We start from the raw sequence: 23,118 nt of genomic DNA, 5'->3' as shown, positions 1-23,118 counted from the left end.
CCCTCTGCGTTGTTGCACTGCCCATCGACAGCGTCTGCAGGAGGTGTATATGGTAAACCGGTGTCATCACGCAAGCCGCAGCGCATCACACCCGCTTCCGGGGCGCCTGCGGCACGCTGCCCACCCTTCGCTGGAGCCCGGTCCGCCATGCGTCTGCCCCCTCTTGTGCTGTTCCTGTGCGTTCTGTTGACGCTTGCCCCGGCACGTGCCAGCGACGTCCCGCTGCGCGACGGCCAGCGGCTTGCCGGGGAGGTGGCGGGCGAACGCCTGCCGCTGTGGCCGGACGGCCAGGTACCTGGCCAGAGCGCTCCGGCGCGGAAGGCGCGGGTGGTTGAGCGCAGCCCCGATCCGGCCCATCCGGACCGGTTCGTGGACGGGATCGATGCGCCATACATGATCGTGCACGCGCCGCCACGTCCGAACGGGCAGGCGGTGCTGGTCATTCCGGGCGGCGGCTACCAGCGGGTGGTAATCGACAAGGAGGGCAGCGCGCTGGTGCCGGACTGGGTGCAGCGGGCAGGCTTCACCCTGTTCGTGCTTCGCTACCGCCTGCCGCAGCCGGGCAGGGACCGCCAGGCGGCGCTGGCCGATGCCCAGCGTGCGCTGCGGGTCGTGCGCGACCAGGCCGCGCGCCGCGGCCTGGAGGCGGACAATGTGGCGGTCATGGGCTTTTCCGCCGGCGGCCACGTGGCTGCGCGGCTGGCCACCGGCTTCGATGCACCGGTCTATCCCGCACGCGATGCGATCGATCAGCTGAGCGCGCGCCCGGCACGGGCGGTGCTGGTCTACCCGGTCATCGACATGGGCGCGCATGCGCACAGTGGTTCGCGCGGGCGATTGCTGGGCGAGCGCCCTGACCCCGCATTGGCGACGCAGTACTCGGTGCAGGAGCACGTGCATGCGGACATGCCGCCGACGATGCTGATCCATGCCAACGACGATCGCGTGGTCAGCGTGCACAACAGCGAGGTGATGGCGCAGGCGCTGGCCAGGGCGGGTGTCGAGCACGAACTGCATGTGTTCGCCCATGGCGGCCACGGCTTCGGCATGCGCCTGCAGCCCGGCTCCACCCTGTCGCAGTGGCCAGCGCTGGCGCAGGCATGGCTGACAGCAGGAAAGGATGCGGAGGGCAGCCGATGACGAGAGCACCCGACGATCTGCAGCGCCGCCGTTTCCTGCGCGACAGCGCGCGCTGGGCGCTGGCCACGGCCACGCTGGTGGCACTGCCGGCAGCCGCGATGCCCGGTGCACGCGACGAACGCCTGCCGATCGTCCGCGTGCGCGGGGGGCGCCTGCGCGGCCAGCATGAACAAGGCGTGCTGGTATTCCGCGGCGTGCGCTACGGCGCCGATACCGGCACCCATCGCTTCCAGCCACCACGCCGGGAAGCGGCATGGAACGGGATCGCCGATGCACTGGACTATGGCGCGGCCGCACCGCAGGGCGGCGCGGAAGGCCCCGGCAGCGAAGACTGCCTGTTCCTCAACGTCTGGACCCCCGCACTGGGGGATGGCGGCCGCCGCCCGGTGCTGGTCTACATACACGGGGGTGGGTTCAACAACGGCTCCGGCAGCGATCCGCTGTACGACGGCAGTGCGCTGTGCCGCCGCGGCGATGTGGTGGTGGTGACCCTCAATCATCGGCTGAACACCTTCGGTTACCTGTACCTGGGCGCACTTGGCGACGCACGCTACGCCGCGTCGGGGAATGTCGGCCAGCTCGACCTGGTACAGGCGCTGCAGTGGGTGCGCGAGCACGCGGCGATCTTCGGCGGTGACGCTGGAAACATCACCGTGTTCGGCCAGTCCGGGGGCGGCGCCAAGATCGCCACGCTGATGGCGATGCCGGCGGCACGCGGCCTGTTCCAGCGCGCGTGGACGATGAGCGGGCAGCAGGTCACCGCGGCCGGCCCGCGTGCCGCCGCGCAGCGCGCTGCCATCGCAATGGAGGCAGTGGGTGCAAAGGACCTGTCTGCCCTGCTGCGGCTCCCGGCCACGGATCTGCTTGCAGCCACCCGTGCCCGCGATCCATCGCGGGTGGAAAGCACGTCGCTGTACTTCGGGCCGGTACTGGACGAAGTCTCCCTCCCGGTGCATCCGTTCTGGCCGCAGGCGCCGCGGCAGTCGGCCAGCATTCCGATGGTCATCGGCAATACGCGCGACGAGACCCGTGCCTTCCTCGGCAACGATCCGGCCAACTTCACCTTGACCTGGGAGACGCTGCCGGCACAGCTGCAACGCCAGCAGTTCGTGGATCTGCTGCCGCAGACGGTGATCGCCGAGTACCGGCGCCTGTACCCGCATTACACGCCTTCGGAGGTGTTCTTCGCGGCCACTACCGCAGGACGTTCCTGGCGCGGCGCAGTGGAGGAGCTGGAAGCGCGTGCGCGCCAGCCCAGCGGGGCCGCGCCCACCTGGGCCTACCAGCTGGACTGGGGCTCACCGGTGGAGCAAGGCCGGCTGCGCGCCTTCCACACGCTCGACATCCCGCTGGTGTTCGACAACGCCGGCCTGCCCGGCGCACGCACCGGTGGCGGCGCGGACGCGCATACGCTGGCGGCGACAATGAGCGACGCACTGATCGCCTTCGCGCGCAACGGCGACCCCAATCATCGCGGAATGCCGCAATGGCCCCCCTACGCGCTGCCCCGGCGGCAGACCATGCTGTTTGATCGCCAGAGCGGCGTGGTGGACGATCCTCGTGCCGGCGAACGTGCGCTGTACGCGAAAGTACCGTTCGTGCAGCGCGGCACGCAGTGATGACACCGCGGTGCAAACATTCTGTTAACCCCTCTCGGCTAGAGTCGGGGCATGGGAACGATGTCCTTGCCACCGTCATTCACCGGCCGGGAGCGGCTGTTCGCTGCGATCGATGCCGCGGTGATGCTGGGCACGCCGGAGGCCATCACCGGTGCGCTGCAGCAGGTGCTGCGCGAGGCCATCGTCGATCCGTCCATCCAGCTGCCCCCCTGCGTGCGGCGCCCGGTCGAAGGGCATTACGCACGCCGTGAACTGCACCGCAGCCCGACCTTGGGCTACAGCGTCATCGCCATGTGCTGGGGCCCGGGCCAGGGCACGCCGCTGCACGACCACGATGCGATGTGGTGCGTGGAAGGCGTCTGGCAGGGCGAACTCATCGTCACTCCCTATGCGCTGATTGAACAGGATGGCGAACGTCATCGCTTTGCCGCCCAGCCCACGCTGTACGGCCACCGCGGTAGTGCCGGCAGCCTGATTCCGCCGCACGAGTACCACACGCTGTGCAACGCCAGCGAAGCGGACGTGGCCGTGTCGCTGCATGTCTACGAGGGCGTGATGGAACGCAGCGCGGTGTTCGAGCCGTTGGATGATGGCTGGTACCAGCGCCGGATGAAACGGCTGGAGACCGAGGCGTCCTGACCCACGCCGGATCACGCCCGGCGTAATGCAGGCATCATCGCGGCACGCCGACCACGTTGTTGAGCCGGGTCACTTCCTCGCCACCGTCGGCCAGCGCCACGCGCACGCGCAGGCCGCTGCGGTCACCGGCCGGCAACGGCAGCCAGACCTGCACGGTCTTCGGCTGCAGGTCACTGGGTGCCCCCAGCGCCGGCACGTCCGTGCGGGCGATCTCGCGACCGCGCGCGTCTTCCAGCATTGCTACGGCCACGCCGGTGCCGACATGGCCCAGGCTGTGCACGGTCACCTGCAGCTGGCTGCCGTCGATGCGTACGTCGCCGCGACCCACGCCCAGGTCCGGCCGTGTTTCCACCGGTGTTCCCTCGGACACGCGTTCGAACTCGAACACCTCGGTACGCCCGGGACGGAACTGCAGCGCCACCGAAGCGCTGGTTTCCAGCTGTACGCGGCGTTCGGCGGGCGTGCCGTCGATGTGGCCATCGCCATCGGCATCCACGCCGCTGCGTATCCGCCAGGTCCCGCTGGCCACGTTCCAGCCGGTCATGTCGGCGCCGATGGTGCGCGTGCCCAGGTTGTAGCTGGTAACGGTGAAACGTTCACGCGACGGCGCATGCACCAGCAGGGCGACCTGTTCGGCCGCTCCATCGCGGTCGAAGCGCCAGCTGACGGTGTGGCCGGGCCAACTCTGGTTGCGCTTCAGCGCGATCCCACCCAGGCGTGCGCGCTGGAGGAATTCACTGGGCGCTTCCACGCGGTCGGACCACCAGTGGCCCTCGGTGTTCATGTACGCGCGCTGCACTTTCGCCTGCAGGCCGTCGGCATGCAGGGCGGCGATGTATGACCTGTCGCCGCTGGCCTGCCAGGCCATCAGGCTGGCGAAGCCGGTTTTTCCCGCGTCAGCCTCGGCGCGCAGCAGCGGATACCAGTCCTGTTGCCGGCCCAGTACGTCCACGACGTTCTCGCCCAGGTTGGCCAGTGCGCCCGGACCGCCACGGGCCACGCGGTAGTCCAGTGCCTGCAGGTACTTCGCATCGCCGCTCCAGCGCCACGCCGCCCAGAAGGTGTGCATCGTGTCGCCACTGCCGGAGCCGTTGTTCAACTCGCCGCCGCGGGTGGCACCGCTGGCCCAGTTGATCTCGTTGGGCAGGGTGAAGCGTCCCTTGTCGTCCTTGCCTGCGTGGGCCAGATAGCCATCGGCCAGGCCGATCACCAGCCCGCGGCCGGTGGGGTCGGCGTTGTACTGGCCCAGCAGGAACGCCGGGTGCAGCACCGGGAACGAATACGGCTTCTGCCACTGCCAGTTCGGTTCGCGGTAGACCTTGTTGCCACCGAACCAGTTGCTGGAGAACAGCAGGTGGCCCTGCGGGTTGCGCAGGATGATGCGCTCGTCGAAGGCCTTCACCGTTTCCATCAGGCGTTCCAGCGTCAGCGGATCGCCCCAGTTGAGGTAGAGCATGGCGCTGTTGGTGTTGATGCCTTCCTCATAGGAATGCAGCTCGTCGGTCTCGATGGTACTCAAGCCGTTGCTGAACATGCCGTTGCGGTACACCGCGTCGGACAGCGCGGTCAGCGAGGCGTTCAATCGATCCGGCTGCACGCCCATCAGGGCCAGCCCCGGCCACTGCTGGGTCAGGTCGGAATCGTCCGAAATGCCACCACCGAAGTCACCGTAGGCCCCCTGCCGTTCGTCGATCCACCAGTCGACGAACTGCCGCACCTGCGCCAGGTCCTGCACCTGGTTGAATGCCCACGCCGGCACGCCCCTGGGCACGGCAGGCGCCGTGTAGGGCGGGCGGCCCTGGCTGTTGTAGCTGATGTAGTTCCAGTACAGGCGGCCGAGTTCATGGTCCGGGTCCACCCGCAGCAGGTCGCTCAGGTCCGCGTACACGCGCGCGTACAGGCGCTGGCGCTTGGACGTGGTGTGCTCTTCCACCAGGAAGCCCCAGTTGTCGCGGACTTGGTTGAAGCGGTCGGCCACGTGCTCCTTCAGCGCGTCGGCACGCGGCTTGAACACCAGCCGGACCTGCGCACCGTCGAGGGCATCGGCATCGAAGCCTGGTGCGGCCGAGGCGATGCTCAGCCACAGGCTGTCCGGGGTGAGGATGCGATCGCGCAGGTCCAGCCACAGCGTGCGCGCCTGCCGTGGCGGCACCGACACCGATACATCGATCATGTCGCGCGCCGGCCAGATCGGATCCTTGATGCGGATGTTCAGCGGGATCAGTCCATCGTGGGTGGGCGGCAGGTCCAGCGCGGGAAGGTCGATGGCCACGCCGTCCAGGCCGTCGTGCATGTTCTCCCAGCTGTAGGCCCAGCTGCGGATCAGCGGCTGGTTGGCCGGCGCGTCACCCACCCCGGAAGGAATCAGCACGTGCACGATCGGCTGCGGATGTGCGGGCAGGGTGCCGGCATCCCGGCGGCGGGAACCGGCGCCCTTCGGCAGCGCCATCACCGTGCTGCGTTCGGCGGCCGGGAAACGTCCGTCGATGTAGCGGCGCAATGCGTCCAGGTTGGTGTAGTCGGGCAGCGCCCGGCTGTCGATGATGTAGGTCTGCTTCACCGTGCCTTCCGGCTCGGTGCCCTTGCTCACGTGGTAGGCCCAGATTTCCTGGATCGGTGTTTCCTGCTCGACGTTGCTGAAACGCAGCACGCCGCCGCGCTGCGCGGCAATGTCGTCGACGCTGCGCACCACGCCGCGCGGGCGCGTGACCAGCACGTCGGTGGCATGTTCGGCGTCGGGCCCGTGGGAAAGGGTGCCGAAGGCCGCACCACGGATCTCCACCCGGTTCACCGTTTCGGTGGCCGGCAGGGTCAGGTCCAGGTGCTGGCCGCCTTCCACATAGGTGTTCCAGTCCGGAAGCTGGAAGTAGTCATTGCGGCCGGGCAGGCGCGAGCGGTTGTACACGCCCGGCCAGGTGGTTTCGGCGATGCCATCGGTGGCCTTCCACATCCACGCCTTCAGGTCGCGGGTGTCGGCGAATTCGATCTTGCGGATGCGGGTGCCGGCCGACGCCAGCGCAGGCGGTGCCGCGCCTTCCCACCCGAAGCGATGGCGCCACGCGCGCTCGTCGCTGGCCGGCGCCACCGCGCTGGCCGGCGCCTTGCCGCCTGCCAGTGCCTGCACGGCGGGGGCGTCGAGCATGCGGTCGTACACCCGGATGTGCTGGAAGTCGCTGCCACGCAGGAAGTTGTAGCGGCTCTGCACCTGGTAGGGCGCCATCACCCGCCCGGCCAGGCCGAGCTGGTCCAGCGCCGCATCGTAATCGCCTGTGGCTTGTGCACGCGCCACTTCGCGGCCATCGATGAACAGGCGCACGCCGTGGTCCTCATCCCAGGCGAAGGCCAGGTGCAACCACTGGTCGGGACGCGGCAGTGCATCCATGCGGAACGACACGCGTGTGCGTGCCAAGTTGGCATCGGTGACGAAGGCATCGAAGCCGTGCCCGTTCCAGTCGATGCGCAGCCAGGCCATGTCCCAGCTGCTGTGGTCGGCGTAGCCGACGCGGAAGATCACGAACGGCGCTTCACCCACCGCATAGCGTGAACGCCAGTCGAAGGCCAGCGTGCCGCGCTGGGCCAGGATGTTGCCCGGCGCGTCCCAGGCAAGCACGCCGTCGTCTTCCCATTGGATGGCCTTGCCATGCTCGCCGTCGTCGACCACCGCGACCTTGTCGCGAAAGTTCGCTACGGCCTCACCGTGAGCGGTCACGGCCTGCAGGCCGTGATTGGCATCCACATCGAAGAGCAGGGTGGGGACATCGGCGGCGGCCGTCGCGGGGCCTGCAGCCAGGGCCACTGCCAGCAGCAGGCAGCGGGACACGGTCGTGCGGTGCGGCATGGAGACATTTCCTTTCAACGGGCGACGGCCGGCGGCGGGCCGCCGGACCGTAGCAAGGCCACGCCGCAGCGGCACCTTGCGGCGCAGCAGCGGTCATGGCGAACCGCGGCGCGTATCGGTACGCGCCGCCGGCGTTGCTCAGAACTTGTAGCGCACGCCCAGCAGGAACTGGCGGCCGGTTTCGGTGTACTGGAGTGGCAGGCGGCCGGTGGCGGGCGAGTACACCCATTCATCCGAGGCTTCGTTGGTCAGGTTGATGCCTTCCAGGCTCAGTTCCAGCTGGTCGCTGATCTTGTAGCGGATGGACGCATCAATGACCGTGGTGCCGGTCATGCCGTGGTAGCCGTCCAGGTTGAAGCCGGTTTCCTGACCGGGCACCTGGGTGAGGTAGTCATCGCGGTTGGTGGCGGAGACGCGGCCAGCGAAGGTCTCGCCTTCGTAGAACAGCGTTGCGTTCCATGACGATTTGGACAGGCCCAGCAGATCGTTCTTCATCACCGGCTGGCCAGCCGAGTTGATGTACTGGATCTTCGATTCGACCCAGGTGTAGTTCAGCTGCACGCCCAGGTTCGACCACTTGCCCGGCAGGAAAGTGAAGGGCTGGGTGTAGTTCGCCTCGGCGCCGTACAGCTCACCGCCGGGGGTATTGACTGGCCGGGTGAAGGTGAAGTCGTCGGTGGGCGAGGCGCCGGTACCGGTCAGCAGTTCGGCAGGCAGGCCGCTGTCGGTGTACGGGCGGTTCTCGCGCAGGGTCTGGACCGAGGTCTCGATGTCCTTGTAGAACAGGCCCAGGCCCGCCATCGCGCCTTCGGCGAAGTACCACTCGAAGCCCAGGTCGACATTGGTGGCGCGCGTCGGGTCCAGGTTGGGATTGCCGCTGGAGATGGTGCGCGCACCACCGGCCACGGCCACGGTTGCACCTGGCGTCAGGCTGCCCAGGCCCGGGCGGGTCATGACCTTGGCCGCACCCAGGCGGATCAGGAAATCGGGCGTGACCTCGGCCACCAGGTTGAACGAGGGCAGGGTGTCATCGTAGGTGCGGGTGGCGGTGGTGGAGGTGGTACCACTGGCCAGCGTCGACAGCCCGGTGGAGGTCTGCCTGGTGCGCACGTAGCGCACGCCGAAGTTGCCCGACAGCGGCAGCGAGCCGATTTCGGTGCTGAACTCGCCCATCAGGTAGGCACCACGGTCCTTCTCTTCCACGCTGCGCACGTTGTTGGCGCGCGGCGCGACGGCATAGATGCCGCTGTTGCTGTAGATGTCGAACTGGTCGGCGATTGCATCCAGGTTCGGCACCACCCAGTTGGACGGATTGCCATTGATGCCCTTCAGGCCGGCCTGGTTGATCATGTCCACGGGCACGATCCTGCTGCCGCTGGCGAAGGTCGGCACGGCCAGTTCGCTGGCACGGCGCAGTTCGGTGGTCTTGAACGTGTAGTCCTTGGCAAGCACGCCGCCCTTCAGGCGGAAGCCGGGGCTGATGTTCCAGTTGAAGTCGATCTGGCCGGTATCGAAGTCGTTGTCCACGTACTGCGGGCGCAGGCGGATTTCCGCCAGTTCCCAACCGTTGGGGTCGGTCGGGTCGATGCCGTAGTTGAGGATCGGGAAGCGGCTGTTGCCACGGTAGTCGTAGCTGTAGCCCTTGACGTCGTACTTGTCCATGATGACGGTGGTCTGCACTGGATTCTCGTGCCTGGAGCGCGAGATGCCCAGCTTGCCGGACACGGTGAAGTCGTCGCCGAAACGGTGCTGGCCGTTCAGGCTGATCTGCTTGAACTCGGTGCTCCACTCGTCGTGGCGGTTCTCGGTACGGATGTCGACGTTGTCGAATTCACCGTACAGCAGCGCGCCGTTGCGGATCTCGCCGTTCCTGACGATGGTGCTCGGCTTGCCGACCAGGCGCGGGGTGCTGCTGCTGCCACGGCTGAAGGAAATCGCTTCGATGTACTGCTCGTCGCGGGTGGCATCGATCTTCGAGTACAGCATGTCCAGCGATACTTCACTGGCATCGCTGGGCTTCCACTGCAGCGAGCCGGTCACGCCCAGGCGCTTCTGCTCGTGTTCCATCTGCACGTAGCGCGGGAAGCGCGGGTGGAATACATCAGCGGCGCGTGCGGCGGCGAACGGCGATGACGCAGCGAAGTTGCCATTGCTCGGGCCGTTGGCCCAGCGGCCGGTGTTGGAGCCTTCCTCCAGTGCCTGGCGCTCGGAGTAGGCCACCGACAGGAGGGCGCCGAAGGTACCATCGGCGAAGGTGTTGGAGACCAGCGCGGCCAGCCGCGGGTCGGCCTTTTCGGCCATCTGGTTGTAGCCGGCCTGGCCGCTTGCGGCGAAGGTGAAGCCGTCGTAGTCGAACGGGCGCGCGGTGCGCAGGTCGACAGTGGCACCCAGCGAGCCTTCCTCGACGTCGGCCGAGGCGGTCTTGCGCACCACCAGCTGCGAGAACAGGTCCGAGGCAAACACGTTGAAGTCGAAACCGCGGCCGCGGTTGGTACCACCGCTCTGGTCACCGGCGCCGACGGTGGTCAGCGCTTCCATCCCATTGATGCGCACGCGGGTGAAATCCGGGCCCAGGCCGCGCACCGAGATGTTGCGGCCTTCGCCGGCTTCGCGTGTGATCACCACGCCCGGAATGCGCTGCAGCGATTCAGCCAGATTGAGGTCGGGAAACTTGCCGATGTCTTCGGCGACGATGGCATCGACCACGCCGGCCTCGCCGCGCTTGATGTCCAGCGCCTTTTCGACACTGGCGCGATAGCCTGTGACGTTCACCGTGTCCAGGTCGGTAGCGGTCTGCTGCTGGGCGGCCGCGCTGGTGGACAGGGCGAGTCCCACCCCCAGGGCCAGCAAGGTAACCGGTGTCTTTTTTCCATGGATCCGAGATTGCATGCCTTTCCCCTCTCCCAAAGGTCTGGTATCGCAGCTGCGCGGCGAAATGACACCGCTAGTCAAAACCGACGTTAGCAGCACCACCGGGATCGGGCATCTTGCACCGCAACAGATTTGCAATGTCTCCAAGACGCTTGCAGGACAAAGGTTTCGACATATAGCCCAAGCGCTCTCAAGGCGTCTTCGGTCTAGAATGACACCGCTAGCCAATCGCCACGCCCCTCGCGTGGTCCACTTACACGCCATGCAGTGTCCCATGCTGGTGGCACGCGTGAAGGAGCTGAGATGGGTCGTATCGTGTGTTTTGGAGAGTTGTTGCTGCGCCTGGGTGCCCCCGGCAACGAACTGCTGCTGCAGTCGCCGCAACTCCAGGTCCATGTGGGAGGGGCCGAAGCCAACGTGGGTGTCTCGCTGTCCCGGCTTGGACATCAGGTGGCCATGGTCAGCACCGTGGCCGGCAATGCGCTGGGGGCGCATGTACTGGGTGAACTGCGGCGGCACGGCGTGGATACGCGCGGTGTGCGCGAGGACGCCGAGGGCCGCATGGGCCTGTACTTCCTCACCACCGGCGCGGTACAGCGCGCGAGCGAAGTGGTCTACGACCGCGCGGATTCGGCGTTCGCGCGCAGCACTGCAGCCGACTACGACTGGCCAGCGCTGCTGCAGGACGCGCAGTGGCTGCACGTCTCCGGGGTCAGCCCGGCGTTGGGCCCGCACGTGGCGGCGGCCACGCTGGCGGCGGCGCGCGCGGCAAGACAGGCCGGTGTCCGCGTCTCCTTCGACGGCAATTTCCGGCCCCGCCTCTGGCAGCGCTGGGGAGGCGATGCGCAGGCGGTATTGCGCGAACTGTTCGCGCAGGCCGACATCGTGTTCGCCGACTACCGCGACATGGAGGTCGTACTGGGCACCCGCTTCACCCAGCCGGACCTGATGGAGCGGATCGACGCGGCCGCTGCCGCCGCGTTCGGTGCCTTTCCGCAACTGCAGTGGATGGCCTGCACGCAGCGGCAGGTGCTGAGCGTGGACCACCATGTGCTGGGCGCTGTGTTGCTGGGTTGCGACGGAACCCGCGCACAGGCCCCACTGCGTCATCTGCAGGGCATCGTCGACCGCATCGGTGGCGGTGATGCCTTCGCGGCCGGCATCCTGCATGGCATCCTGTCCGGCCTTGATGCCGACGCCACCGTGCGGTTCGGCCTGGCCGCCGGGGCGCTGAAGCACTCCATCCCCGGCGATTTCAATCCTGTCAGCGAAGCTGACGTGCTGGCCCTGATGGGCGAGGAGCGATTCGATGTCCGCCGCTGATCCGCGCGTACGCGCGGTCCTGAAACTGGCACCGGTGATTCCGGTGTACACCCCCGAAGACGTGAATGACGCGGTCGAAGTGGCCCAGGCCCTGTTCCGCGGCGGCCTGCCGGTGATCGAAGTGACCCTGCGCACGCCGCAGGCGCTGGACGCGATCACGGCCATGGTCGAGGCCGTACCGGACGCGGTGATCGGTGCCGGCACCGTGCTTACCCCGGCGCAGATGCAGGCGGCGAAGCAGGCCGGAGCGCGTTTCGCGGTGTCCCCCGGCGCCACGCCGGCACTGTACGCGGCCGCGCGCGATGCCGACCTGCCGTACCTGCCCGGTGCGGCCACGGCCTCGGACCTGATCCTGGGCCTGGAGCACGGCCAAGACACGTTCAAGTTCTTTCCCGCCGTGCAGGCCGGCGGTGCCGCGCTGCTGGCGGCCTGGCACGGTCCATTCGCCGACGTGCGCTTCTGCCCGACCGGTGGCATCAGCGCGCAGACCGCGCCGCAGTTCCTGCACCTGCCCAACGTGCTGTGCGTGGGTGGCTCGTGGTTGACCACGCCGGCACTGCTGCAGACCCGCGACTGGGAGGCCATCGAGCGCCTCGCCCGCGAGGCCTCGGTGCTGGCCAGCTGAACCCGGCGCACGGATCTTCAAAGGTTTGATCGTGATCAAAGCGCCGGCCTCGTGCCGGCGTCATTCTGTGGGCAAGCGCACTACGGAGATCCGAACATGAATTCCACCATGAAGGCCGCTGTCGTGCGTGAGTTCGGCAAGCCACTGGTCATCGAGGAAGTCTCGGTACCACGCCCGGGGGCGGGCGAGGTACTGGTCAGGATCGAGGCCTGTGGTGTCTGCCACACCGACCTGCACGCCGCCGAGGGCGACTGGCCGGTCAAACCGAACCCGCCGTTCATCCCCGGTCACGAGGGCGTGGGGCACGTCGTGGCCGTGGGTGGCGGGGTCGGGCACGTCAGGGAAGGCGACAGGGTCGGCATCCCCTGGTTGTACTCGGCGTGTGGCCATTGCGAACACTGCCTGGGGGGCTGGGAAACGCTGTGCGAAACGCAGCGCAACACCGGTTACTCGGTCAACGGCGGCTTCGCCGAGTACGCACTGGCCGATGCCAACTATGTCGGCCTGCTTCCAAAGGACGTGGGCTTCGTGGAGATCGCGCCGGTGCTGTGCGCCGGCGTGACCGTCTACAAGGGCCTGAAGGTCACCGACACCAGGCCCGGTGACTGGGTGGCGATCTCCGGCATCGGTGGCCTGGGCCACATGGCCGTGCAGTACGCCCGCGCAATGGGCCTGAACGTGGCGGCGGTGGACGTGGACGACAACAAGCTGGCGTTGGCCCGGCAGCTCGGCGCGCAGATCACCGTCAACGCGCGCACCACCGACCCCGCTGCCTTCCTGAAGAAGGAAATCGGCGGCGCGCACGGCGCCCTGGTCACGGCGGTGTCGCCGAAGGCGTTCGAGCAGGCGCTGGGCATGGTCCGCCGTGGCGGTACCGTTTCGCTCAACGGTCTGCCGCCGGGCAACTTCCCGCTGGACATCTTCGGCATGGTGCTCAACGGCATCACCGTGCGGGGCTCGATCGTCGGTACCCGGCTGGACCTGCAGGAGTCGTTGCAGTTCGCCGCCGAGGGCAAGGTCGCCGCCACAGTCAGCACCGACCGCCTGGAAAACATCAACGACGTGTTCGCGCGCATGCACGCGGGCACCATCGAAGGCCGCGTGGTGCTCGACTTCGCCGCCTGACCGCTTGTGCATGGCCGCCGTCGCTCCGTCCCCCTCTCCCACGGACGCGGCGGCCATGCCGATCCATCGGTAGTACCGGCCGCAGGCCAGCAACCCCAGGCACTTCGCGCAGCCTTACAATGCGCGCATGCCCGCACTGCTCAAGACCCTGTTCCTGTCCTTCGTCGCCCTGATCGGCGGCGTGCTGTCGCTTGCGCTGGTCAGCAGCGTCGCCAGCTGGCTGCCCCCGCTGGTGGGCATGTCGCCGGACAACAACAGCGTGCAGCTGGGGTGGGATCTGGCCTTCAGCGTGCTCGGTGGCATCGCCGGCATTTCCTTCGCCACCTACTACGCGCCCTGCTGGCCGCGTTCGCATGGTTTTTCCATCTGGTCACTGATCGCGCTGGGCTGCGGCTACGCGGTGTGGGCCGCAGGCGCTGATTTTCCGCTCTGGTTCGTCATTTCGCTGCTGGCATCGCTGCCGTTGCAGCTGCTGGCCGGCTGGTGGTTCGGCCGCCGCGCGTCGCGCGACGCAAGGTAACGCCGCCCCTGTAGAGCCGAGCCCATGCTCGGCTGCCTGTGTCGATGTGCATGCAAGCCGAGCATGGGCTCGGCTCTACAGGTCCATGCGCGGCAGCGTCTGCTTCAACCGCGCGATGCCCTGCCATGGGTCACCCTTCAGCCGCTTCGCGCGCGCCAGTGCCTTGGCCATCGGAAACGCGTCGGCCGCACTGACGCGTGCAAGCTCTTCCCATCGCAGCGGCACTGCCACGCCGGCGCTGTCGCGTGCGCGCAGCGACCACGAGCACACGCTGGTAGCACCCCGTGTGTTGCGCAGCCAGTCGATGAAGATCACCCCGCCGCGCTTGGCCTTGCTCATCGTCGCCACGTAGCGATCAGGCTGCTCCAGCGCCATTGCCTGCGCGAACGCCTCGCAGAACGCCTTCGCCTCGTCCCAGCCTGCCTTGGGCTGCAGCGGCACCACCACGTGCACGCCCTTGCCACCGGACAGGCGTACGAAGCTCTTCAGGCCCACCTGCTGCAGGCGGTCGCGCACATCGCGTGCACCGGCTTTCACCTGTGCCCAGCTGACGCCTTCGCCGGGGTCGAGATCGAACACCAGACGATCCGGATGTTCGGGATCGGCCACGGTCGCGCCCCAGGGATGCAGCTCCAGGGTGTTCATCTGCACCAGCTGCAGCAGGCCGCGCGTGTCGTCGATGTAGACGTAATCCTCGCGGCCGCTTTTCTGCTGCAGGGGCACCGCATGTACCGCATCGCCCAGGCCGGGACCATGGTGCTTCTGGAAGAAACAAGCCTTGCCTACGCCGTCCGGGCAGCGCAGCAGTGACAGTGGTCGTCCGGCGATTTCGGGCAGGATCCAGCGCGCCATGCGCTGATAGTAGTCGGCCACGTCGCCCTTGCGCAGTTTCTGCTTTGGAAACACCACCCGCTCCGGATGAGTGATCTGGACCTCACCTCCGGCTTCGGCATCTGCGGTGCTCATTCCCAGGTCCTCCTTCTGCTTGTCGCTGCGCAGCCGCTTGAAACTGGCCTGGCGCAGCAGGCCTTCCTTGCCCCAGCCACGGAACGCCACCTCCGCCACCGCCACTGGTGTCACCCAGCGTACGCTGGCAGCGCGGAACGGCACATGCGCCGGCAACTGCAGCACGGGCGTCTTCACTGCCAATGGCCGCAGTGCCTTGAGCAGCGCACGCAGGCTTTCATCGTCGAAGCCGGTGCCAACGCGGCCGACATAGCGCAGGCCAGCCTTGTCCGGCGTGGCCAGAAGCAGCGAACCGAATCCCACCCGGGAACCCTTGGGTGCCGTGTAGCCGACAATCACGAACTCGTCGGTGTCTTCGTGCTTCACCTTCACCCAGCTGCGCGCGCGGGTATTCACGTACGGCGCATCCACCTGCTTGCTGACGATGCCTTCAAAGCCGGCCTCGCCGCTGGCATCGAATACCTGCGGCCCATGGTCGATCACGTGTTCGCTGAAGGCCAGGGTGCCGGGCGCGGGCCCGATGAGGTCCTTCAGCAGCGCCTTGCGCTCCACCAGCGGTGCACGACTGATGTCCACGCCGGCCACACCCGGAAGATCGAACACGATGTAGCGCAGTGGTTGTTTCGAACTGCCGTCGATCACGCGCTGCAACGCTGCGAAGTCACTGCGTCCTTCCTTGTCCAGCACCACCAGCTCACCGTCCAGTCGCGCATCACGCACCGGCAGCGCCCGCACGGCCTGCACGACCTCGGGAAAATCGGCCGTCCAGTCCAGGCCGTTGCGCGAGCGGAGTTTCACCTCGCCATCGTGCAGGTCGGCCAGCAGCCGATAGCCATCCCACTTGATCTCATGCAGCCAGCGCTCGCCGTCCGGGGCACTGTCGCGATGATCGGTCAACTGCGGTTTGAACCCGCGGGGATAGGGCGTATCACGTGCGCCGTGCAGCTGCAGTGCGCATGCATGCCAGCGCGCATCGGCCTTGCGTGTGGTCGTCCGTGCGGCGGGGACCGAGCGCACCGCCTTCCCTGCGGAACGCTTCTTCGCCGCAGGTGCTCGTTTCGGCATCGGTGCCGTCAGCAGGTCATCCGCCTCGGCGTCGCGCCCTTCACCATCGTCGCGCTTGATCAGCAGCCATTGCACCTGGCGTCCTTTCATCGCGGTGCGCACCAGCTTCCAGCCACCGGCCAGGCGTTGCCCATGCAGCACGAAGTCGATCTTTCCTGCCGCCAGTGCCTGCAGAGGATCACCTTCGCAGGCCCAGGTACCCTGATCAAACACCTCGACGTGGCCCGCGCCGTAGTGGCCTTCGGGAATGTCTCCTTCGAAGGTGGCGTAGGACAGCGGGTGATCTTCCACTTCCACGGCCAACCGCTTCTCACCGACGCGAAGCGAAGGACCTTTCGGCACCGCCCAGCTCTTCAGCACGCCGTCCATCTCAAGGCGGAAGTCGTAGTGGCGCGAGCTGGCATGGTGCAGCTGGATGACGAAGGTCGGCCGCCGCCTCGGATCACCGCGGACGCGCGTGTCGTCAGGCTCCGGTGTCTGCCCGGCGCCACCGCCAAGTCGGCGTTTGCGCCGGTACTGGTGCAGCGACATGGTCAACCTGCCTTGCGCCGGGTGGTTTTCTTCACGGCCTTTTTGGCGGTCTTCTTCGCAGCCTTCTTCGCCGGTGCCTTGCGCGTCGCCGTCTTCTTCGCCGGCGTGCGCGTGTTCGCATCCAGGCTCTTCTGCAGCAGCGCCATGAAATCGACCACGTTGGTACTGGCGTCCTCGCGCGGTGCCGGCTCATCGTCCACCCGCGTGGTGCCGCCCTTGGACTTGATGCGCTTGTTCAGCACCTGCTGCAGGCGCTCGCGGAATTCATCGTGGTACTGCGACGGATCCCAGTCGCCGGCCATCGACTCGATCAACTGTTCGGCCATCGCCGTTTCCTTGCTGGTGATGCGGTAGTCGGACAGCTTGCCGGTGGGCAGCTTGTAATCCTCGGGATCCACCAGTTCCTGCGGATAGCGCAGGATCATCAGCACCAGCGCGTCCTCATGCGGCATCACCGCACACAGGTATTCCCGTGTGCGCACCACCACCCGTGCGATGCCCACCTTGCCGGTACTGCGCAATGTCTCGCGCAGCAGCACGTAGCCCTTTTCGGCCTTCTTGCCGGGTACCAGCAGATAGGGTTTCTCGTAGTAGCGCGGGTCGATCTGCGCCGCATCCACGAACGATTCCACCTCCACCGCTTCGTGGCTTTCCGGCGCGGCCGACCGGATATCACCTTCCTCCAGCACGACGTAGCTGCCCTTGTCGTACTCATAGGCTTTGACGATGTCCTTCCAGGGCACTTCCTCGCCGGTGTCGGCGTTGACCCGTTCGAAACGGATCGGCTTGCGATCGCGGGAGTCGAGCATGCGGAACTGCAGATCGACCTTGCGTTCGCCGGACATCAGCGACACCGGCACATTGAGCAGGCCAAACGACAGCGTGCCGGTCCAGATCGGGCGGGCCATGGGCGTACCTTTGGCGGGGCAGGGTGCCCAGCGTGGGCCGGAGGGCGTAAACCAACCGTGTCCGTGCCGTGCACGTCAGGTGGCGCGACCACTTGGCTGTAGAGCCGAGCCCGCGCTCGGCTGCTTCAAGTGCCCGCCACTACTGCAGCAACGGCCTCACCGCCGCCGCCGGAATATGGTCCAGTGCGCGCCAGGCGTCCTCCACCACCGGCCGTGCCTGCGACCAGCTCAACCGCGACTGCCCGCGCATCTGCTCCCAGTGCTCGGCCAGTTCCTCGCAGGTATCGGCGGCATCACCACGTGGCCAATCCGCGGCGTGGGTGGTCAGCGCGAAGGCATACACCGGGCACAGATCACGCCAGTTGCGGTGGCTCTGGCCACGCCTCTCCTCGTAGTCGCTGAGCATGTACTGCAGGTAATCCTGTGCCACCGCCTGCGGATCTTCCTGGCGGCGCGTGCGGCGCTGCGCGGTGCGCTGGCCAAGCGGATCGAGCAGGGCGTTGAACACGGACGGTGCGGGTCGTTCAAGACGGGGCATGGCCGGCTCCTGCAGCGGGGGCGGGTGGGCAGGAATACGCGCGGTGCCGTTACCGGGGGGTGAGCGAGATGTTCATGACGCCAGGTTCGCAGTGGCTTTACCTGCAGGGCGGTGTAGTGGGAGCCCCGAGTGCAGGTACCAGACCATGAGCCGAGAGACCTCACGAGACCCGATGCGGGAAAACCACCCGCCCCTTCCCGGTGAACAGCGCGGCAAGCGCGATGCCGACAACGCCGACTACCGCGGCACCGGTGCGCCGTTCTTCGACGCCGAGCACGGTGACGACCATCTGCCGGTGAGACATGTGGCTGAACAGGCCGCCCAGGACCGCAAGGATGGCGGTGACCGCCATCGCGGTGGCCAAGAGAGCCCGCTCAAGCGCCGCGAGCGCAAGCAGCGCGCCAGCGACAACCAGGACGAGGCGCTGGAGGAGACCTTCCCGGCCAGCGACCCGACCTCGCCATTCGTGCCGGCCAAGGCCCCCGATTGACGGTAGCGCCGGGCCATGCCCGGCGCGCGCAGCGGTCCCGCGCTAGCGCCACGACCACTGCACACCCACGCTGGCCCGCCGTCCCGGCCCGGGCTCGTAGTAGCGGCCATTGCCATCGTTGACGATCACCGAGCCGATGTAGGCCTGGTCCAGCACGTTCTCCAGCCGCGCGAAAGCACGCAGTTCACCGCCGGGCAGGGTCCAGCGGCGTCCGCCCTCCACGTGCAACAAGGCAAAGCCCGGCGCCCGTTCGGTGGCGACGTCGTTGACCACGGTATCGCTGCTGGCCGTGGCCTCCAGTGCCCATTGCCAGTCGGCGGGGCTCCACTGCAGGCGGGCGAACGCCTGCTGGCGCGGCACACCCGGCAAGCGACTGCCCGCCGCGACCACGTTGTTCGAGGTCAGGTAAGGCGAGCGCACCTGCGCCTGCAGCCAAGTCCAGGCCAACTGCAGTTCCAATTGCTCGGCCAGCGGCTGTCGGTACTGCAGTTCCACGCCCTGGCGGCGGGTGCGGCCAATGTTGCGATAGGTGCTGCGCCCTCCGGTGTTGCTGGCAACGGCCAGCTCATCGTCGGTATCTGCACGGAACAGGCTGATATCGAGCTGGATTCCGCTCTGCGCGTGCCACTTGCTGCCAATCTCCAGATTGCGGCTGCGGGCGGCCGCCAGGTCCAGTGCCAATCCCGCCTGCCCGTCGGCGCGATAGCCCAGTTCGTTGAAGGTGGGGGTTTCGAAACCGCGGCCGACCGCAGCATGCAGCCGCCACTGCGGGCTGGCCTCAAAGCTGATCCCGGCCACCGGCGTGGTGGCCTGGTAGCGCCGGCGGCCACTGTCATCCGGGTTGCGGCCGATGATGTAGCGGTCGTCGGATTCGAAGCACACGGTGCTGTGGCGCAGGCCAGCCAGCAATGACCAGCGTGGACTCCACTGCCACCACGCCTGCGCGAACTGATCGACGTTATGCACGGTGTCGATCTGGTCTCTGCGCAGGCGCCCCCGTACGCCCAGCGTGCTGCCGATGAAGTTCTCGTAGCCGGTCCGATGCTGGCGCTGGCGGTCGGCGCTGAGCCCGGCCACCAGGTCCAGCGGTCGCCCGGCCAGATCGCCGTGCCAGCCCCAGCGCGCGTCCAGCCCGCCGTAGCCGGCGTCCAGATCGATCACGCCGCCGGCATGCAGCGGATTGGCCTGCGCCGTGGGCGGAATGGGCAGGAACTGGGTCACCGCGCGCTGCCCGGCATAGCCCATCAACTGCCAGCGCTGCGCGCCCGTTTCACGGGTCCAGCGCAGGCCGGCCTGCTGCTGGCGCACCGATTTGCGGGTGTTGTACGGGTGCGCCACCGCCGTGGCCTGGCGCGGATCAGCCGCCACCTGGGCACGGGTCAGGCCCAGCGGATCCTGTGCATCGGGGGCATCGAGCGCATTGAGCAACAGCTCCAGCCGCCCACCGCCCAGCGCACCACCGATGCGTGCGTTGAGCGATTCACGGCGCGCACGGCTGTGGTCCCGCCAGCCATCGGTGCGGAGGTGATTGGCGGCGATGTTGTAGTCCAGCAGTTGGCCGGCACCCTTCAGCTGCGCGCCGACACTGAGCGTGTTGTCGGCACCAGCGTTGAGCCGCAACCGCCACGGGTCGCCGGCCTGGCCCTGCGCGCTCCAGACCTGCAGCACGCCACCGGAGGAGTTGCCGTACAGCGCCGAGAACGGCCCGCGCAGCACGTCGATGCGCTCGGCGCCCAGCAGGCTGGCGTGTGACAGCTGGCCCTGGCCATCGGGCATGGTGGCCGGCACGCCGTCGATCAACACCCGCACCCCGCGCACACCGAAGGTCGAGCGCGCGCCGAAGCCACGGATCGACAGCTGCGTGTCCTGCGCGAAGTTCTGCCGGTCGCGCGCCAGCAGCCCCGGTACCCCGGCCAGCGCCTCGGACAGCTGCGCGCCGGTGCCAGCGCGGCTGGCATCGATCCAGACCGTGTCCTGGCTGGCCGGCAGCGCGAACGGGTCGATGCCCGGCACCCGTGCGGCCTGTACCTGCACCGCAGGCAGGGCGGTGGGCGCAGGCTCGGCCACCGCTGTCCAGGGCGACAGCAGCAGGGCAGACAGCGGAAGGCAACAGCGTCGTGCGGCGGGATTCATGATTCAGGTTGATGGATCGGGCGGCAACGCACGCCATGGTACGGGGCCGCGGATGACGATGGCGGCGGCCAGCCCCGGCAGGCTTTGTTACGATGGGCTGTTTCCGGCCGAAAAGCCGCGAACCGCGTGGCGCAATTCCTCCCCCTTTCCGTCTACCGAACGAGTACCGCCGTGTCCTTCTTTGCAAACGTGGAACTGGTCCCAGGCGACCCGATCCTGGGCCTGACCGAGGCGTACAACGCCGACAGCCGCCCGACCAAGGTCAACCTGGGTGTGGGCATCTACTACGACGAGAGCGGCCGCATTCCGCTGCTGCGCGCCGTCAAGCAGATCGAGCAGCAGCTCGCCGCTGAAGCCAAACCGCGCGGCTATCTGCCGATCGATGGCCTGCCGGCGTACACGCAGGCCACGCGTGAGCTGGTGTTCGGCAAGGACTCGCCGCTGCTGGCCGCCGGCCGCGTCACCACCGCACAGACCGTTGGTGGCAGCGGTGCGCTGCGTGTCGGCGCCGACGTGCTGAAGAAGCTGCTGCCGCACGCCACCGTTGCGCTGAGCAACCCGAGTTGGGAAAACCACCGCGCCGTGTTCAGCGCGGCCGGTTTCGAGGTGCTGGACTACACCTACTTCGACCCGACCACCCATGGGGTTGATTTCGACGGCATGCTGGCCGACCTGGGCAAGCTGGAAGCCGGCACCGTGGTGCTGCTGCATGCCTGCTGCCACAACCCCACCGGTGCCGACCTCACGGTCAGCCAGTGGAAGCAGGTCGCGCAGCTGCTGAAGGACCGCCAGCTGTTCCCCTTCATCGACATGGCCTACCAGGGCTTCGACAAGGGCATCGAACAGGACGGCGCCGCGGTGCGCATCATCGCCGAAGCAGGCATCGACAGCTTCATCGTCGCCAACTCGTACTCCAAGTCGTTCTCGCTGTACGGCGAGCGCGTGGGTGCGCTGTCGATGGTGGCGCCGACCGCCGTTGACGCCAAGGCCGTGCAGTCGCAGGTCAAGCGCGTGATCCGCACCATCTACTCCAGCCCGTCCACCCACGGTGCCGCGCTGGTGGCCGGCGTGCTGACCAACCCGGAACTGCGTGCGATGTGGGAGCAGGAGCTGACCGAGATGCGCGAGCGCATCCACGCCCTGCGCCAGGGCCTGGTCGAGAAGCTGGCCGCTGCAGGTGCACCGCAGTTCGGCTTCATCAACGAGCAGGCCGGCATGTTCTCCTACTCCGGCCTGAGCCGTGAGCAGGTCGAGCGCCTGCGCGACGAGTTCGGCATCTACGCCGTCGGCACCGGCCGCATCTGCGTGGCCGCGCTGAACCAGAACAACCTGGAGTACGTCGCCAAGGCCGTGGCCACCGTCGCCAAGGGCTGAAGCAACGCTCCAGTGGCTTGAAGACAAAGGCGCCGAAAGGCGCCTTTGTTTTTGCTCCTGCTTTGCCTTTGCCACACTCTCCGCGCTCGCGGCGAACCCTGAAGCGCAGGGCGAGGCACACCGTGGCCAGGACCGTGAGGCGCATGGATGCGCCGATCGAGCCCCCATGGATGGGTTTACGGCGTGTCCTGGCCACGGTGTGCCTCGCCCTGCGCCTCCATGAAGGAAGGCGCCACGAGCGCAACGCATCTGGAAACGATTACGCCTTCCCGCGCTCACGCACGGCCCCGCCATACGGGCGACAATAGGCGTTTTCCCGCTGCCGAGACCTGCCCGACCATGTCCCGTACTTCGTTGACCCGCTTCCTGATCCAGGAACAGCACGCCGGCCGCATCAATGCCGACCTGCGCCAGCTGATCGCCGTGGTCGCCCGCGCCTGCACCAGCATCTCCATCGCCGTCAGCAAGGGCGCCCTCGGTGGCGTGCTCGGCGACGCCGGTACCGGCAACGTGCAGGGCGAAGCGCAGAAGAAGCTGGATGTGATCAGCAACGAGATCCTGCTTGAAGCCAACGCCTGGGGTGGCCACCTCGCCGCCTGCGCCTCCGAAGAAATGGACCACAGCCAGCCGGTGCCGGACATCTACCCGCGTGGTGATTTCCTGCTGCTGTTCGATCCCCTCGACGGCAGCTCCAACATCGACGTCAACGTCTCCGTCGGCACCATCTTCTCGGTACTGCGCTGCCCGACCAACGTCGAACTTCCGGGCGATGACGCCTTCCTGCAGCCGGGCAGCAAGCAGATCGCCGCCGGCTACTGCATTTACGGGCCCAGCACCCAGCTGGTGCTGACCGTCGGCCACGGTACCCATGCCTTCACCCTGGACCGCGAGAAGGGCGAGTTCGTGCTGACCACCGAGAACATGCAGATCCCGGCGGCAACCCAGGAGTTCGCCATCAACATGTCCAACCAGCGTCACTGGGAAGCGCCGATGCAGGCCTACGTCGGCGACCTGCTGGCGGGCAAGGAAGGCGCGCGCGGCAAGAACTTCAACATGCGCTGGATCGCCAGCATGGTGGCCGACGTGCATCGCATCCTGACCCGCGGCGGCATCTTCATCTACCCGTGGGACAAGAAGGATCCGTCCAAGGCCGGCAAGCTGCGCCTGATGTACGAAGCCAACCCGATGGGCCTGCTGGTCGAACAGGCCGGCGGCGCCGCCTGGACCGGCCGCGAGCGCATCCTCGACATCCAGCCCGACCAGCTGCACCAGCGCGTACCGGTGTTCCTCGGTTCGCGCGAGGAAGTGGCTGAAGCCGTGCGCTACCACAACGCGCACGACGACGCACAGGGCTGAGGGCCTATCGCCTGACAGCGGTCATGGCAGTTCGATGACATGACCGTGGGGTGACAC

At 67.5% G+C, this 23,118-nt stretch carries 16 protein-coding genes; 10 read left to right on the top strand and 6 right to left on the bottom strand.

Going from position 1 to position 23,118, the window contains the following annotated elements; genetic code table 11:
- Positions 1-165: 165 nt before the first annotated feature.
- From ACTJJM_RS07905 to ACTJJM_RS07895, 3 genes are read left to right on the top strand one after another with little or no spacing between them, the layout of a single operon-like run.
- Entirely contained in the window at positions 166-1,140 is a 975-nt protein-coding gene (locus tag ACTJJM_RS07905) for an alpha/beta hydrolase (RefSeq protein WP_049453892.1), read from the top strand.
- The gene (locus ACTJJM_RS07900) at positions 1,137-2,759 is read left to right on the top strand and encodes a carboxylesterase/lipase family protein (RefSeq protein WP_019337394.1); all 1,623 of its coding nucleotides are present in this window, start codon (positions 1,137-1,139) and stop codon (positions 2,757-2,759) included. Before ACTJJM_RS07905 ends, ACTJJM_RS07900 begins: the two co-directional genes overlap by 4 nt.
- A 51-nt stretch (positions 2,760-2,810) precedes the next feature.
- A complete protein-coding gene (locus ACTJJM_RS07895) occupies positions 2,811-3,398 on the top strand; it encodes a cysteine dioxygenase family protein (protein ID WP_019337395.1) in 588 nt (195 codons plus the stop codon).
- Positions 3,399-3,432: 34 nt separating this feature from the next.
- Here the strand turns inward: ACTJJM_RS07895 and ACTJJM_RS07890 are convergent, their stop codons facing one another.
- Both ACTJJM_RS07890 and ACTJJM_RS07885 read right to left on the bottom strand, forming a co-directional pair.
- Positions 3,433-7,236 (bottom strand): LamG-like jellyroll fold domain-containing protein, encoded by a 3,804-nt coding sequence (locus ACTJJM_RS07890; RefSeq protein WP_019337396.1) that lies wholly within the window; start codon positions 7,234-7,236, stop codon positions 3,433-3,435.
- A gap of 138 nt (positions 7,237-7,374) precedes the next feature.
- Entirely contained in the window at positions 7,375-10,125 is a 2,751-nt protein-coding gene (locus ACTJJM_RS07885; RefSeq protein WP_029550752.1) for a TonB-dependent receptor, read from the bottom strand.
- A gap of 285 nt (positions 10,126-10,410) precedes the next feature.
- Between ACTJJM_RS07885 and ACTJJM_RS07880 the strand changes: the two genes are divergently transcribed.
- The 4 genes from ACTJJM_RS07880 to ACTJJM_RS07865 all read left to right on the top strand — a co-directional run bounded on the left by ACTJJM_RS07880 (position 10,411) and on the right by ACTJJM_RS07865 (position 13,700).
- On the top strand, positions 10,411-11,430 hold the full coding sequence (locus ACTJJM_RS07880) for a sugar kinase (protein WP_026346897.1): 1,020 nt from the start codon (positions 10,411-10,413) through the stop codon (positions 11,428-11,430).
- The gene (eda, locus tag ACTJJM_RS07875; protein WP_019658823.1) at positions 11,417-12,055 is read left to right on the top strand and encodes a bifunctional 4-hydroxy-2-oxoglutarate aldolase/2-dehydro-3-deoxy-phosphogluconate aldolase; all 639 of its coding nucleotides are present in this window, start codon (positions 11,417-11,419) and stop codon (positions 12,053-12,055) included. Before ACTJJM_RS07880 ends, eda begins: the two co-directional genes overlap by 14 nt.
- Positions 12,056-12,151: 96 nt before the next feature.
- Positions 12,152-13,180 carry an alcohol dehydrogenase AdhP gene (gene adhP / locus ACTJJM_RS07870; protein ID WP_043397743.1) on the top strand — a complete coding sequence of 343 codons (1,029 nt, stop codon included), beginning with the start codon at positions 12,152-12,154 and terminating at the stop codon, positions 13,178-13,180.
- 127 nt (positions 13,181-13,307) lie between these two features.
- Complete coding sequence (locus ACTJJM_RS07865) at positions 13,308-13,700, top strand: hypothetical protein (RefSeq protein ID WP_043397740.1); 393 nt, start codon at positions 13,308-13,310, stop codon at positions 13,698-13,700.
- Positions 13,701-13,775: 75 nt separating this feature from the next.
- On the opposite strand, the gene ligD is transcribed toward ACTJJM_RS07865, so the two are convergent.
- The 3 genes from ligD to ACTJJM_RS07850 all read right to left on the bottom strand — a co-directional run bounded on the left by ligD (position 13,776) and on the right by ACTJJM_RS07850 (position 17,708).
- A complete protein-coding gene (gene ligD / locus ACTJJM_RS07860; RefSeq protein ID WP_126560151.1) occupies positions 13,776-16,262 on the bottom strand; it encodes a DNA ligase D in 2,487 nt (828 codons plus the stop codon).
- 2 nt (positions 16,263-16,264) lie between these two features.
- Entirely contained in the window at positions 16,265-17,170 is a 906-nt protein-coding gene (gene ku / locus ACTJJM_RS07855; RefSeq protein ID WP_010487384.1) for a non-homologous end joining protein Ku, read from the bottom strand.
- A gap of 139 nt (positions 17,171-17,309) precedes the next feature.
- Entirely contained in the window at positions 17,310-17,708 is a 399-nt protein-coding gene (locus ACTJJM_RS07850; protein ID WP_010487387.1) for a hypothetical protein, read from the bottom strand.
- 145 nt (positions 17,709-17,853) lie between these two features.
- Here ACTJJM_RS07850 and ACTJJM_RS07845 point away from each other — a divergent pair, with 145 nt between their 5' ends.
- Positions 17,854-18,198, top strand: coding sequence for a hypothetical protein (locus ACTJJM_RS07845; protein ID WP_029380149.1), 345 nt, complete (start codon positions 17,854-17,856; stop codon positions 18,196-18,198).
- Between the two features lie 42 nt (positions 18,199-18,240).
- On the opposite strand, the gene ACTJJM_RS07840 is transcribed toward ACTJJM_RS07845, so the two are convergent.
- Positions 18,241-20,331, bottom strand: a complete 2,091-nt coding sequence (locus tag ACTJJM_RS07840; protein ID WP_126560149.1) for a TonB-dependent receptor family protein — start codon at positions 20,329-20,331, stop codon at positions 18,241-18,243.
- Positions 20,332-20,502: 171 nt separating this feature from the next.
- On the opposite strand from ACTJJM_RS07840, the gene ACTJJM_RS07835 reads away from it, so the two are divergent.
- A complete protein-coding gene (locus tag ACTJJM_RS07835) occupies positions 20,503-21,705 on the top strand; it encodes an amino acid aminotransferase (protein WP_049453882.1) in 1,203 nt (400 codons plus the stop codon).
- Between the two features lie 339 nt (positions 21,706-22,044).
- On the top strand, positions 22,045-23,061 hold the full coding sequence (locus ACTJJM_RS07830) for a class 1 fructose-bisphosphatase (protein WP_049436134.1): 1,017 nt from the start codon (positions 22,045-22,047) through the stop codon (positions 23,059-23,061).
- The last annotated feature ends 57 nt before the right edge of the window (positions 23,062-23,118 follow it).

Source organism: Stenotrophomonas sp. 22692 (assembly GCF_052045015.1).
Lineage (GTDB): Bacteria > Pseudomonadota > Gammaproteobacteria > Xanthomonadales > Xanthomonadaceae > Stenotrophomonas > Stenotrophomonas geniculata.
Note: the sequence above shows the minus strand (reverse complement) of the source record. Positions and strands in the feature narration are given on the sequence as shown.